The organism is Nostoc sp. CALU 1950 (assembly GCF_051172895.1).
GTDB classification, from domain to species: domain Bacteria; phylum Cyanobacteriota; class Cyanobacteriia; order Cyanobacteriales; family Nostocaceae; genus Nostoc; species Nostoc edaphicum_A.
This window is the reverse complement of sequence record NZ_JBDNJQ010000200.1, coordinates 1-13,880: the sequence shown is the minus strand read 5'-3', so window position 1 is coordinate 13,880 and position 13,880 is coordinate 1. Positions and strand designations below refer to the sequence as shown.

At 40.6% G+C, this 13,880-nt stretch carries 15 protein-coding genes; 7 read left to right on the top strand and 8 right to left on the bottom strand.

Going from position 1 to position 13,880, the window contains the following annotated elements; translation table 11 throughout:
* Positions 1-364 precede the first annotated feature (364 nt).
* The 3 genes from ABF638_RS33210 to ABF638_RS33200 form a co-directional block, all read right to left on the bottom strand.
* Entirely contained in the window at positions 365-1,171 is an 807-nt protein-coding gene (locus ABF638_RS33210) for a pentapeptide repeat-containing protein (RefSeq protein WP_435027070.1), read from the bottom strand.
* A 10-nt stretch (positions 1,172-1,181) separates the two neighbouring features.
* A complete protein-coding gene (locus ABF638_RS33205; protein ID WP_104908762.1) occupies positions 1,182-1,823 on the bottom strand; it encodes a hypothetical protein in 642 nt (213 codons plus the stop codon).
* A 611-nt stretch (positions 1,824-2,434) separates the two neighbouring features.
* Positions 2,435-2,854 carry an endonuclease domain-containing protein gene (locus ABF638_RS33200; protein WP_435027069.1) on the bottom strand — a complete coding sequence of 140 codons (420 nt, stop codon included), beginning with the start codon at positions 2,852-2,854 and terminating at the stop codon, positions 2,435-2,437.
* 283 nt (positions 2,855-3,137) lie between these two features.
* Here ABF638_RS33200 and ABF638_RS33195 point away from each other — a divergent pair, with 283 nt between their 5' ends.
* Both ABF638_RS33195 and ABF638_RS33190 read left to right on the top strand, forming a co-directional pair.
* On the top strand, positions 3,138-3,602 hold the full coding sequence (locus tag ABF638_RS33195) for an endonuclease NucS domain-containing protein (RefSeq protein ID WP_435027068.1): 465 nt from the start codon (positions 3,138-3,140) through the stop codon (positions 3,600-3,602).
* Between the two features lie 170 nt (positions 3,603-3,772).
* Positions 3,773-4,240, top strand: coding sequence for a hypothetical protein (locus ABF638_RS33190; RefSeq protein WP_435027067.1), 468 nt, complete (start codon positions 3,773-3,775; stop codon positions 4,238-4,240).
* Between the two features lie 287 nt (positions 4,241-4,527).
* Here the strand turns inward: ABF638_RS33190 and ABF638_RS33185 are convergent, their stop codons facing one another.
* The 5 genes from ABF638_RS33185 to ABF638_RS33165 all read right to left on the bottom strand — a co-directional run bounded on the left by ABF638_RS33185 (position 4,528) and on the right by ABF638_RS33165 (position 10,187).
* Positions 4,528-4,974: a DUF29 domain-containing protein gene (locus tag ABF638_RS33185; protein WP_435027066.1), complete on the bottom strand. Its 447-nt coding sequence runs from the start codon at positions 4,972-4,974 to the stop codon at positions 4,528-4,530.
* Positions 4,975-5,031: 57 nt separating this feature from the next.
* On the bottom strand, positions 5,032-7,662 hold the full coding sequence (acnB, locus tag ABF638_RS33180) for a bifunctional aconitate hydratase 2/2-methylisocitrate dehydratase (protein WP_435027064.1): 2,631 nt from the start codon (positions 7,660-7,662) through the stop codon (positions 5,032-5,034).
* Positions 7,663-7,924: 262 nt separating this feature from the next.
* On the bottom strand, positions 7,925-8,809 hold the full coding sequence (locus tag ABF638_RS33175; protein WP_435027063.1) for a DUF4351 domain-containing protein: 885 nt from the start codon (positions 8,807-8,809) through the stop codon (positions 7,925-7,927).
* 188 nt (positions 8,810-8,997) lie between these two features.
* A complete protein-coding gene (locus ABF638_RS33170; RefSeq protein ID WP_435027062.1) occupies positions 8,998-9,393 on the bottom strand; it encodes a hypothetical protein in 396 nt (131 codons plus the stop codon).
* Between the two features lie 545 nt (positions 9,394-9,938).
* Complete coding sequence (locus ABF638_RS33165; RefSeq protein WP_435027072.1) at positions 9,939-10,187, bottom strand: hypothetical protein; 249 nt, start codon at positions 10,185-10,187, stop codon at positions 9,939-9,941.
* Between the two features lie 193 nt (positions 10,188-10,380).
* On the opposite strand from ABF638_RS33165, the gene ABF638_RS33160 reads away from it, so the two are divergent.
* The 5 genes from ABF638_RS33160 (at position 10,381) to ABF638_RS33140 (ending at position 13,786) form a co-directional block, all read left to right on the top strand.
* Positions 10,381-10,701 (top strand): 2Fe-2S iron-sulfur cluster-binding protein, encoded by a 321-nt coding sequence (locus ABF638_RS33160; protein ID WP_435027061.1) that lies wholly within the window; start codon positions 10,381-10,383, stop codon positions 10,699-10,701.
* A gap of 147 nt (positions 10,702-10,848) precedes the next feature.
* Positions 10,849-11,028, top strand: coding sequence for a hypothetical protein (locus ABF638_RS33155; protein ID WP_012408584.1), 180 nt, complete (start codon positions 10,849-10,851; stop codon positions 11,026-11,028).
* A gap of 96 nt (positions 11,029-11,124) precedes the next feature.
* Positions 11,125-12,189 (top strand): DUF3326 domain-containing protein, encoded by a 1,065-nt coding sequence (locus tag ABF638_RS33150; protein ID WP_435027060.1) that lies wholly within the window; start codon positions 11,125-11,127, stop codon positions 12,187-12,189.
* Positions 12,190-12,309: 120 nt separating this feature from the next.
* The gene (locus ABF638_RS33145) at positions 12,310-12,906 is read left to right on the top strand and encodes a CPBP family intramembrane glutamic endopeptidase (RefSeq protein ID WP_435027059.1); all 597 of its coding nucleotides are present in this window, start codon (positions 12,310-12,312) and stop codon (positions 12,904-12,906) included.
* Between the two features lie 256 nt (positions 12,907-13,162).
* Entirely contained in the window at positions 13,163-13,786 is a 624-nt protein-coding gene (locus ABF638_RS33140; RefSeq protein WP_435027071.1) for a CP12 domain-containing protein, read from the top strand.
* Positions 13,787-13,880: the final 94 nt, after the last annotated feature.

Genomic DNA, 13,880 nt, shown 5'->3' with positions numbered 1-13,880 from the left:
GTCATTAGTCATTAGTCATTGGTCATTAGTCATTGGTCATTAGTCATTAGTCATTGGTCATTAGTCATTGGTCATTAGTCATTAGTCATTGGTCATTAGTCATTGGTCATTAGTCATTAGTCATTAACACCAATGACTTCGATTTCCCCCCGGCTTCAAGCCGGGGGATGAGTTAAGAGTTTTTAACTCACGGAGGTGGGTTTTGTCTGTATGGTCGCGACTTCTAGTCGCCCGATGAGTAATAAATTAGACTTTTCAAACAACCTCTAAATGCAGTAAGTCTTGGCTGGGATCTTTAAATACAATAATAAAAATCCCAAAAAACTGATTGTGACAGTCTAAGGTGCAAAATGTCGGCTGTAAACTAATCGTGCCTTGAAGCGTCAGGCATAATTGTTTCCTGAAGATTTACACCGCTGAGGTTAGCTCCCCTAATGTCGGCTCCTCTAAGGTTAGCTCCTCTGAGATTTGCCCCTGCTAAATTCGCGTTTCTGAGGTTAGTCCAACTCAATTCTGCTTGACTCAAGTCAGCTTCACTAAGGTTAGCCCGCAACAGGTATGCACCACTGAGGTGAGCCTTGCTCAGATTTGCTTTGTAGAGGTCAGCTTTGTAAAGATAAGCACCCAACATTTCCGCCTCATACAAACTCGCTTCGCTGAGGTCAGCTGCAATCAAGTTAGCTTCAATGAGGTTGGCAAAAGAGAGGTTAGTCCGCATCAGCTTTGCTGCACCTAAATCGGCATCTTTCAAGTTAGCACTTCTTAAGTCAGTGCCAATCAGATTAGCATATGCGATCGCAGCGCCTCTAAGATCCACCTGACTCAAATCGGCTCCAATCAGATTGGCATGACTCAAATCCGCCTGCGTAAGTACAGCACCACTTAAGTTAGCAACACTGAAGTTAGCCGCACTCAGATTAGCTTCAATTAAAAAGGCTTTGTAGAGGTTGGCACTACTGAGGTCAGCACCACTGAGGTTAGCTCGCACCAGTAAAGCATTACCCAAATCGACTTTTCTCAGGTTTACCCCTTGGAGGTTTGCGCCTCTGAGGTTATCGCCTTGCAGATTCGCGCTGCTGAGGTCTGGTTCAATCTGGGGATTTTTCTTTCTCCACTCAATCCATGTAACTGCACCTGCTTTGAGTAAAGTTAGATGCTCTCGATTTGCCATTTTCTCTCCTTTACTCCTGACGCCCACCCAGAGAATTTACTCGACCAGCGACACTTTCAATGGCCGTTAATGCTCCCGCCGCCCCTGCTAGAATATCCTGTTCTTGTCCACCTAAGTAAAGCCGTCCAAAGCTACCTACAGCTTGAACTTCAAGAATGTTAATCCTCGCTGCTTTCTCCGCTTCATTGGCAGCCAGTGCGGCATAAGCAGCAGGTTCCACTTCTAATACATATAGTGTTTGACCTGCTAGTAGTAGCTGTCCCCGGCGCGTGCGATTAATCAGTTGTGTTTGATAAGCATCGATGTTGCGGATAATCTGACTAGAAATAACCCGCGGTTTGAGACATTCCTCTCTTTTGACTCCCAGTGCCGCCAAAATAGCTTGACCAGCAGCTCGTGTTTCGCCTTGGGAGCTAGAATGAACTTCTAATAGCCCGTAGAGTCGTTCAACTACCTGTACTCCTGGACGGACAGAGGCAGATTTCAGGGCTATATCCGTAATCTTATTAATTTCGATACCAGGAGAGATTTCAATCCACAGTGATGTATCTCCTGGTAATGGTAAGAAGCCTTGGGCTACTGTTCCCATATATGCTGCATGTTGAGGTTGCAGGTTGTCGAGAAATACGAAACTGCGTAGTTCTATTCCCAAGATTTTGCTCTCCAGTCGTGAGGGTAAAAGTTATCTATTGCAAGATATAAGCGCTTAACTTGACAATAATATATGGTATTGAGGAGCGCAAATTCCGTTTAACGGATATACACCCGTGTATCAAATCGCAATTCATAGAAGCCTATACTTATTCAGAAGACCCTCGTCGTCATGGGATAAAATCTGCTTTGATCGGACAACATAATTTTTATTCAACACAGCTGCTTTGTAAACACCCTGACCCTTTTACATTACCCCAGTTTTACCCCCAAATTGACTATTGGGTAAGGGACTTCCGACAAATAAATAAATTCAGGACTTGGGTATTGACAAAATACGCAGAAAATGGAATTAAGAAATAGTAATAAATAGGCGATGCCTATGCTAACCACCAAAAGCGTTGAAAGGCAGATAATACTAAAGTTTCCTAGTGAAAGTATTTAGGAGAAGTTTCAAAAACGAAATTCCCAGATATTACATGATGTATGTATCAGACAAAGATACACTATTTACAGCGATCGCATAGATTGACCTCTCCCCCAACCCCTCTCCGAAGCGGAGAGGGGAGCTAGATTTCTCCCCCTTCCCTCGTAGGGAAGGGGGTTGGGGGGTTAGGTCTCTTGAGAACAAGCTGTGGAAATACGCATCAAGACTTTATCAAGTTCGTGTCTAACTTCTTCATTTTTAATTCGCAACAAATGCAGTCCCCTAGCTAACAAAACTTTGTCCCGTTCTGCATCATATTCGGCTTGTTGTTCATGAATTTTGCCATCTACTTCTATCACTAATGCAGTTGAGTGACAGTAGAAATCTGCGATAAATCCATTGATAATCTGTTGACGGCGAAAGTGAAAACCATTCAGGCGATTAGCACGAAGATGTTGCCAAAGAATTTTTTCTTCTGGTGTCATTTGCTGACGAAGTTCTTTGGCACGTTGCACTTTAACTAAGTCTGCTTTGTATCCGATTACAATATTGCGAGTTCCCTCTTTTTTCAATGGATAGGGTTCTTCGGGTGTTGGATTATTCATTTATAAAGTATGAAAATAGGTGTTTATTTTTAGATTATGATTGACCTCTCCCCCAACCCCTCTCCGAAGCGGAGAGGGGAGCCGGATTTCTCCCCCTTCCCTTGTAGGGAAGGGGGTTGGGGGGTTAGGTCTGTGTGCGAAGTGAGAGGGTGCGATCGCAGTTCACTATCTTTACTTATCCCAAATAAGGACATCAGATAATTTTTAGTATAAATTAAATATATAAGTCTATATTGTTTAAAAAATAATCAGATTGTTTACCTATTATTACTTAACTTAGATTATGCAAAAGAACGTAGCATTACGTAAAACTGAGCAAGGCTGGAAATTTATTGATGAGTCTGAATTAGAAAATTTTGTTTGGGATAATTTAGAAGAAATATTTGAACTAAAGCCCTTAACCCGCCAATTATCTATAAAAGGAGAAATTTGTGACATCCTAGCAACAGGAGAAAATAATCAACTAGCTATTATTGAACTAAAAAATACAGAAGATAGATATGTGATTAATCAACTTACACGCTATTATGACAATTTGTTAGAAGAACAACCTTCAAAAACTAATATTAATTATGATAAGGAAATTCGGTTGCTAGCGATATGTCCGAGCTTTCATCGTCATAATTTAATTGATGAAAAACACAGTAGATTAAATTTAGTTTATTTACTTTTTTCATTGTTTATGAAAACAATGAATTTTATTTTCATTTATCTCAAATTCATAATCAATCAGAAACAAAGATTATAAAAATTAATTATCAAGAAGTTCATCTCCAAAATCAAGGAAACGATAATATTCCTGAACCACCAAGATTATTCTTAGATTGGTTAGGTTCTTTAACCAACACAGAAATAGAAAATTTAACGAAAATTAGACATCAGATATTAACTTTTGATTGTAGGTTAGAAGAAATAGTAGTGAATAAAAGTATTATGTATGCAAGTAAATATGGCAAGGATAAGATAAGACCATGTGCAGAGTTATGTTTTGATAGAAAATCGAAAAAGATTCTCTTATTTCTATGGTTAATTATTCCCAACCGCCAAAATAAAACTATTGTCAGAATGCAAATTGATACAATTACAACGGATGAATATTTAACATATTGGCGATATATTCCTTTAAAAGAAGGAAGTATATCTTGGGAAAAACTATCATGTCTTAGTATTGATTATACTTTTTATAGCGTTCCAGGAAATTCCAAAAATCTTATTTATTTCAAAAGTTTCAATTCAATGGCTAAGGAACTAGATCCAGACAATATTACTCATATTAAAGGTGGACAGTTAATCTTTAAAAAATCAGCGAATGATGAGATAATTGTTGATGACATTAAACATATCATTAATCGAGCGTTAAAAATATGGCTAGAAAAAATCAGTTAAAATAAGTTGAATTTTAGGTTGGTTTTAATGCAGTTAAATACAATATTATGTATTTACCTTAAACAAATAAAAATTCATGTAATTCATTTATTGAAACGGGAGATTTATAAATATTACTTTCAGACTCATAAACAATTTCAAAAGATTCAATTGCTTCTTTCAGTTTTTTAATTGCATCTTCTTGACCATCTCCCTGCCCGACAATGCCGTTTTCTAAACATAAAGCAACCTAATAGCCAGAGTTTTTTCTGAGTACGACGGTATAAAAATTCATTCCTTCCTCCAACTTAATAACTATTTTTTAACGTTTCTTCTAATGTAAAAGGTGATTCTTGAGGAAAGAAATTTAATTTAATTCCTGTTTCATCAGATGCTTTGAGACGAGCTTTTTGATAACAGTTTTCAAATACTTCTGCAAGTAGAGGTTGCAAACTGGGACTATCTTCTAATAATGTTTCAATACAGATACGTTGTTCAGAAATGGTACTGCGCCAACTTTCGCTACGTTTTTCTGGTTGGTATTGCCATTTCAGCAAGTGCATCAATAGTACAATTAATCGGTTTTTTAACTCGCGTTTTTCACTTCTCCCCATGCTTTCAAGTTCTTCAATTAGATTAGGTATATCTATTTCATTAAAATTATTTTCTTTTAACTGCTGGGCAATTGTTTGTGTCCACAAGTAAAAATCTTGTTCATAAAGATTTTTTTCATTTATAAAAGATGGACTATTCATTAATATTCCTCTTGGAAACACTAAATATTAGGTGGGCATAACACCCACCTAATTAAACTATACCAACAAAGCCTGCTCCTCTTGAGAAATAACTCGCCCTTCATCCTCAAAACCAGCAATTTGATCAAAGTTCAAATACCGATACAAATCATCTGCAAAAGGATGAATTCTACTCGCCACAATATCCAAGTATTCCTGCACTGTCGGAAGCCGTCCCAGCAGGGCACAAACTGCGGCTAATTCTGCTGAACCAAGATACACTCGCGCATCTTTACCCATGCGATTATTGAAGTTGCGGGTAGAGGTAGAAAACACTGTTGTGCCATCAGCAACTCGCGCTTGATTACCCATGCACAAACTGCATCCTGGCATTTCTGTACGCGCACCCGCAGCCCCAAAAACGCTGTATACACCTTCTTCTTTTAATTGGTGTTCATCCATGCGGGTTGGTGGTGCTATCCACAAGCGAGTTTTCACTTCACCTGCACCTTCTAAAACTTTTGCTGTTGCCCGATAATGACCAATATTCGTCATGCAAGAACCGACGAATACTTCTTGCACTGGATCATTAGCAACTTCCGATAATAACTTAACATTATCGGGGTCATTGGGAGCAGCAACAATTGGTTCTTTGATTTCGTTCAAATCAATTTCAATTATTTCGGCATACTCCGCATCGGCATCGCCTTCTAATAACACGGGATTTGCTAACCATTCTTCCATCTTGGCCACACGGCGCAGCATGGTACGCGGATCATGATAGCCCCGTGCTATCATATTTTTCAGCAACGCTACGTTAGAACGCAGATATTCCGAAATTGTCTCTACACTCAGCTTAATTGTGCATCCGGCACAAGAACGTTCGGCGCTAGCATCGGTGAGTTCAAAGGCTTGTTCAACTTTTAAATCTGGCAAACCTTCTATTTCAAGAATTCGCCCGGAGAAGACGTTTTTCTTGTTCTGCTTCTCTGCTGTCAGCAAACCTTTTTGAATTGCCACGTAGGGTATGGCATTCACGACATCGCGCAGGGTGATACCTGGTTGCAATTCTCCTTTAAATCTTACCAAAACTGACTCTGGCATATCTAAAGGCATCACACCCAAGGCGGCTGCAAACGCTACTAATCCAGAACCGGCGGGGAAGGAAATACCCAAGGGGAAGCGGGTGTGAGAGTCGCCGCCAGTTCCTACGGTGTCGGGTAGCAGCATCCGGTTTAACCAAGAGTGGATGATACCATCACCGGGACGGAGGGCGACACCGCCACGAGAAGCAAAGAAATCGGGGAGTTCGTGATGGGTTTGGATGTCTACTGGTTTGGGATAAGCTGCTGTGTGGCAGAAACTTTGGATCACTAAGTCTGCACTGAAACCAAGACAGGCGAGTTCTTTTAATTCGTCGCGGGTCATGGGGCCTGTGGTATCTTGAGAACCAACGGTGGTGATGATGGGTTCGCAAGATGTGCCGGGACGCACACCAGGTAATCCGCAAGCTTTACCTACCATTTTCTGTGCTAGGCTGTAGCCTTTGCCTGTATCAAAAGCTTGCTGGGGACGGGTGAAGACTGTGCTGTGTTCTAAACCAAGTGCAAGACGAGTTTTATCGGTGAGGGTACGTCCAATAAGTAGGGGGATGCGTCCACCTGCGCGGACTTCATCGAGGATGGTGTCAGGTTTGAGGGCAAAGGTGGAAATGATTTCGCCTGCTTCGTTTGTGATTTCGCCTTTGTAGGGATGGATGGTAATTACCATGCCAGTTTCGAGTTTGGTGACATCGCACTGAATAGGCAAAGCACCGGCATCTTCAGCTGTGTTAAAAAAGATTGGCGCGATCGCACCACCTAAAACATAACCCCCAGCGCGTTTGTTTGGCACAAAAGGTATATCATTTCCTGTATGCCACAATACGGAGTTGATGGCAGATTTCCGCGAGGAACCTGTACCAACTACATCTCCCACGTAAGCTACAGGATGCCCTTTTTTCTTCAGTTCGGCAATGCTTGCCAAGCTTCCCGGTTGCCGTGACTCTAACATCACTAAGGCGTGTAAGGGAATATCTGGGCGAGTTGTGGCACTTTGGGCGGGTGATAAATCGTCGGTATTGGTTTCGCCAGGAACTTTAAAAACAGTGACAGTAATCGCTTCTGGTACAGTGGGGCGCATGGTAAACCATTCAGCTTCCGCCCAGGAGTCAATCACCTGCTTGGCGAAAGGATTGGTTTTAGACAACTCTAAAATATCGTGGAAGGCGTCATACACCAAAAGGATTTTGCTTAAGGCGTTGGCGGCGTAGGCAGAAATGGGTTCTTTTCCTTGTCCGCCCATTACTAGAGGTGTTTCGGATGAGTCGGAGAGGGATACAGTGGGCAATTGCAGCAAATCGATTAGAGATTGCACGTTGTAACCACCAATCATTGTGCCCAGCAATTGCACTGCTTCGATGGGCGCAATCAACGGACTGGTGATTTCTTCCTTAGCAATGGCGGTGAGAAATCCAGCTTTGACATAAGCTGCTGGATCGACACCAGGAGAAACGCGATCGCGCAATAAATGTAATAATATCTCCTCTTGACCCTTGGGCGGATTTTTCAGTAATTCACATAATTCTGAGGTTTGCTTCGCATCCAATGGTAAAGGAGGAATACCGAGTGCTGCTCTTTCAGCAACGTGTTTACGATATTGTTCTAGCATTTTTATGTTCTCCATTGGGATGTTCTATCTTTAATTATGAAATATTTTTAGTCAATACTTGGCTATAAGAGTTTAGCTTACTTTTATTACTGAAAGCTTTACTGGTAATCAGTTGTTTGCAGTTTAAAAAGGCGAATGGAATTCGCTACACAAACAAAGTCCACCTACGTGGACTAAGAGTAAATCAAGAATTTTTAACCCACGGAGGTGGGTTTCGTCTGTATAGCCGCGACTTCTAGTCGCTAGGCGTAGTAATAATGAATTAGATTGATTGTTGGTTTAACCAAGTTTCTAAATCACCAACACTAGAAAAATCTAGTAATGCCTCTCCTAAATTCTCTAATTGTTCAAGCGATAAACTTTTAATTCGCTCAACTAATAATGTATCAATTTCACCAATACGGCGATTAAGTAAGCGTATAACTAGACGTTGTTCTCCTGACTGTATAGCTTGTTCTTTGTCTCTTTGATAAAGTGGTTCTAATCGCATAATTAACTCCCGATCATCTGATTCTAATTCTTGGTTTACTCTCAAGTTTTCGCGCAAGTTGTAAACTAATTCAAGAGTTGCTTTTTGGTATGGATGATCTAATGGTAACGCTTGCAACTCGATAATCGCTTGTGACTGCACGCTTCCCCTACCTAAAAGTCTCAACCATAATGTCTCTGGTGTTTGGGGTAGTTGGTGTATTGCTACAATTGCTGTCCGCAAGGCATCTGGGAGAAAATGCACTCCTGATAACCAACCTGTTTTTTGCATAGTTCCAAAGCTAGACAATCTAGTTTCAGATATGGTAGGTGTAAGAACCCACAATTTTGGAATTTCTGAGTCCTGAAGTTTGGTTTTATTGGCTTTAGTTTCTCGTCGTAAGAGAGCCTTGATTTCTAATAATTTGAGAATACAGTCGCAGATTTCATCGGTAGAAGCTGGATTGCGGTATGGTTCTATAATTGCAGGCTGTTGGGCAAATCTTCCTAACAAACCCAGTATTTGTATATTAGAACTTTGCTGTTTTGCAGGAGTGAATAAAACATCTATTTCTTTAATCTCTCCTGAGACTTTTTCTGATGCTTTGACTTCTCCGTAATCTTTTAGTAGTTCTTCTAGATAGTCTTTGGCGAATTTATCATGGATAAACCTGGTCATTCAATTTTAAGATTTTGGAAGTTCTGGGTTAATGCATTATTATATAGCAGCCCTGAATCATTCGTGATGAAATATAACCCCGACTTCTCAAAGAAGTCGGGGTTCTGGACACCTTTAATTTTTACAAATACCATTCTAAAAAAGTTAAAAGCAGATTCTATAAGCCTTTTGACTTCCGCATAGCGGTACTAGGCGGTTAGAGCATTTTCATCTGATGTTTTATCTGTGTTAGATTTCAAACGTGTCAATCTGCTTTTACGGATACGTTCGCTGTCTCTAACGCCGCCTGCAAGTTCATATTCGTTGCTGTTTTTGCCGTACTTGAAACCAACCCCAGTCAGCATCTTGTCTGAAATCTGACTTAAGGTTTTTTCCATCTCATCCAGCTTTTTTCTAGAAGAGTCAATCATAGCTAGAGCAGCGTTATACTCATCAAGCATATTGTGAAAATTGTCTATTAATTGAGTCAGGTTTTGCAAGTTGTGAGTATCATCAAAATTGATCTTTGGATCGATAGCTTTTAACCCGGCAACTCTAAACTCAGCTTTTTCTAAAATCCGGGAACTACGTTTTTTTCGAGTCATAATTTTACACTTTTAAAAGCTTTACACAGCTATTTTGTCTCAATTAACCTGGATTTTGGTTCAGCAAAAAGCGCATTTTTTTAGTAAAAGTTTTTATTTGTGTCCGTGATTTCTCGTAATTTAATCATTAAAGGTCGATTTTCAGCCAAATAATATTATGTTTAAGCAATAGACAATGGGGCACAGCAATGCTGTGCCCCTATAAATGGTCTGTATTCTATGCAATTGAGAACCGCTATCAGCGATCGCTTTAACTTTAAGGCTTAATGTTGTAACCTTAAGCCTTAAAGTTAAAGCTCTAAGGCTTAATGTTGTAATCTTAAGGCTTAATGTTCTAGCTTTAAGACTTAATGTTGTAACTTTAAGACTTAATGTTCTAGCTTTAAGGCTTAATGTTCTAGCTTTAAGGCTTAATGTTGTAACATTGATGACCAAAGTTCGTTGGTGAGTGCAATCATCGATACATAGTGTATATTGTTGATTTACAGCGATCGCAGAGTTGGAAAAAATTTCAAGATGGAAGTTTCACCAAAGGAGATCAGGAGTTATTTAAGCGTTAATGGTATAAATCCTTTCTCTGAGTGGTTTGACTCTTTGCGCGATATTAGAGCAAGGCTTGACCGAGTAGAAGCAGTTAATTTAGGTGATTGTAAATCTTCCACATAAAGCGACCAAGCCGCCTTCTTTTGTGTGGTGTCAACTTTCCAAGACATCGAACCAATGCCAAAAGGCAGACTTACAGATACAGTCTCTAAAGAAACGCGATGCCTACGGCGGGCTACGCCTACGCGCATATTTATAGTAAGCAAATTTAACTAATTTATTTGTGTATTGTATAGTAATTAATGTTACTCATCTAAAGATTGTTCAGAATTAGTTGCTATAATTATCAATCTTTAACCTAAATTTTTATAGTAATATCTGGATATTTTTAACTAATTCAGATAAACTAATACATTTGTCCGTTGCATCACGCTTCTTTTGTATATGCCCAAAACTTACACCGTAGAAATTGATCACCAAGGCAAAATTCATACCTTGCAAGTTCCTGAAAATGAAACGATCTTATCAGTTGCCGAAGCTGCTGGTTTGGAACTACCGAGTTCTTGTAATGCAGGTGTTTGCACAACTTGCGCCGGTCAAATAAGCGAGGGAACTGTGGATCAAGCTGAGGGTATGGGCGTTAGTCCAGATTTACAAAAGCAAGGTTACGTATTGCTTTGTGTTGCCAAACCCCTTTCTGATTTGAAACTGGAGACAGAAAAGGAAGATGTAGTTTATCAGTTACAATTTGGCAAAGGCAAATAATCAGTGAACAGTTATCAGTATATCGGATGATTATTCATAACTGAATAACTGTTCACTGAGATTACTAAATCTGATAAATTACATAAGTATTTCATCGCAGATGAAATCAGCTATTCTAGAAACTACAAATCAACAGGATTTACCAAAATGACGACTCATTTTATTACCGCAGAAATTGATTTACAAGAAACTCCCGCAGAGTTACTAGAAGTAATTGAAACAGAGTTAAAGAAACAAGGCGAACCTCTGCGTTGGGCAGTTACTTCTGTAGATACTGACGAACAAAAAGCTACAGTTGAAGCTGTGGTGACTACAGTTAAGAGTTAGGATAGACGCGATTAAGATAGACGCGATTCATCGCGTCTCTACAAGGGTTAGGATTTGATGGCTTGTGATTTATAAACTCATCACTCTTAACTTAAGATGAATCGTCCGTATACCGCTATTTTAATTGTACCAACAGGCATTGGGGCTGCCATTGGGGGTTATGCAGGAGACGCTTTGCCTGTTGCTAGAGTTATAGCACAGGTTTGCGATCGCCTAATTACTCACCCCAATGTCCTTAATGGTGCAAGTTTATACTGGAATCTTCCAAACGCTTTCTATGTTGAAGGTTACGGTCTTGACAAATTCGCCTCTGGATGCTGGGGTTTGCGTCCAGTCCGCAACAACAAAGTAGGTTTGCTTTTAGACCAAGCCATTGAGCCAGAGTTACGGCTACGACATATACAAGCCGCAGATGCAGTCAGAGCAACTCTGGGATTAACTTTAACAGATTATGTGATTACTGATGCACCATTAAATGTAGAATTACGGACTACAGCATCGGGAGCTAGTTGGGGAACAATTGGCAACCCAGATAGCTTGTTAAGGGCAGCCGAGATATTAATTAAAAAAGCGGGGGCAGAAGCGATCGCAGTTGTTGCCCGTTTCCCCGATGATATGGATGAGGAAGCAGTACAAAAATACCGCCAGGGTGAAGGTGTAGATTCTTTAGCGGGTGCAGAAGCCGTAATTAGCCATTTGCTAGTGCGAACCTTTCAAATTCCTTGCGCCCATTCTCCCGCCCTTTTGAGCGAACCTCCACAACCTGATTTATCTCCCCGTTCCGCCGCCGAAGAATTGGGCTATACCTTTTTGCCGTGCGTGCTTGTAGGATTAAGTCGTGCCCCACAATTTATAGTAGAGAAAGGATCAATGGCATCACAGCCAGGAGATATTTGGGCAGATGAAGTGGATGCTGCGATCGCACCGGCAAATGCTTGTGGTAGTAGTGCTTTACTAAGTTTAAGCCAAAGACGATGCCAAATAATTACAGTAGAAGAAAATAAAACTCTGATAAAAGTTCCTCCCCAACCCTTGGGGATCAAATCTATACAAGTAAACTCATATTTAGAAGCAGTGGGTGTATTAGTGGCACACAAAGCAGGCATCAATCCCTCCGCTCTCCGCCCCAAATTATTACCTTTGCAGTCAATTAGTCATTAGTCATTTGTCATTAGTCATTTGTCATTAGTCATTTGTCATTAGTTATTAGTTATTCTTCCCCTGCCCCTCTGCCCCCTGTCCCCTATCCCCTGTCCCCTGCCCAACTCCCCTTAAAAACCTGTGGTTGAACAACAAAAGCAAGAGCCAGAAATTCCATACCTGACGCGTATCCAAGTACTTGGAGCGATGGGAGCGACTGCAATCATTTTGTTGATAGTCGCCAAACTTTCGTTATACTTTGGCAACTTTTCCCTATTTTCTTGGGATTTGAACCAAAGAGAGTTGCTTTTAGGTGTAGGATTGGGATTCCTCATCACCGCGTTAAGTGGCTTAACTTATCGCCTTTGGACTGCCTATCGTAAAAGTGCAGATTATTACCTAGAAGTGGTACTAAAACCTTTAGCTTTACCAGACTTAATTTGGCTGGGGTTGCTACCAGGTTTGAGTGAAGAATTATTATTTAGAGGTGTGATGCTGCCAGCTTTAGGCTCTGATTTTACAGCTGTAATTGTATCCAGTCTTTGCTTTGGTATCTTGCATCTTAGCGGTTCCCAACAATGGCCCTATGTGATTTGGGCAACGATTGTCGGGATGATATTGGCATATAGCACCCTGCTCACGGGCAACTTATTAGTGCCGATTGTCGCTCACATTATTACCAATTGGACTTCTAGCTATTTCTGGAAAATCTGGCAATTGTCGGCAATTAAAAAATAAATGGCTCTAAATATAGCGCTTCCAAAGACTGCTGTACCCTCTTCAATTACGAATTACGAATTACGAATTACGAATTAGTAATTATTTGGTCACATTGGATAACATCAGAAATTGATAACTGGTCTAACTTATTGTTGTAGCTGGGCAAAAGTTCAACTTTTTTTACTTTTTAGTTAGCCAACTGTGCGCTGCAATGCTTCGATACGTCCATGAGGGCGCTGTGCTGCACCGGACTATTAACCAGGAGACTACAGCAATGATGAAAGCTGAAGATATCATGACTAAAGAGGTAGTTACCATTCGCGGTTCGGCAACTGTTGCTGAAGCGGTGGGGCTGATGAAAGATAAAGGATTGCGGGCGCTGGTTGTGGATCGCCGCTATGACAATGATGCTTATGGTATTGTGACAGAAACAGATATTGTCTATAAGATAACAGCCTACGGTAAAGACCCAAAGCAAGTACGGGTTTATGAAATTATGAGCAAACCCTGCATTGTGGTCAATCCTGATTTGGGTGTGGAATATGTAGCGCGGTTATTTGCTAACACTGGTATTCATCGAGCACCTGTGATTCAAGGCAAGCTGCTCGGCATCATCTCGATTACCGACATTTTGACTAAAAGCGACTTTGTAGAAGCGCCAAGAGCGTTACTGCTGGAAGAGAGAATTAAAAAAGCAATTGATCAGGCTCGTGCTATTTGCACCGAACAAGGTGCTTATTCTAAGCCCTGTGCAGTCGCCTGGGATGAAGTAGAAGAACTCCAAGCAGAAGCAGCTCATCAGAAATCTGAGGGTATGGTATCAGCCAAAGTCTCTTTTGAAGAATACTGCAAGGAAAATCCAGATGCACCCGAATGCCGAAAAAATTATCACCCGTAATTGAGGTGGGGGGATGAGGGAGACGAGGGGGACAAGGGACAATACGGTTCGGTTAAGGCTTTTTGATGAAAATTTTAGATCACAAAGATTCGAT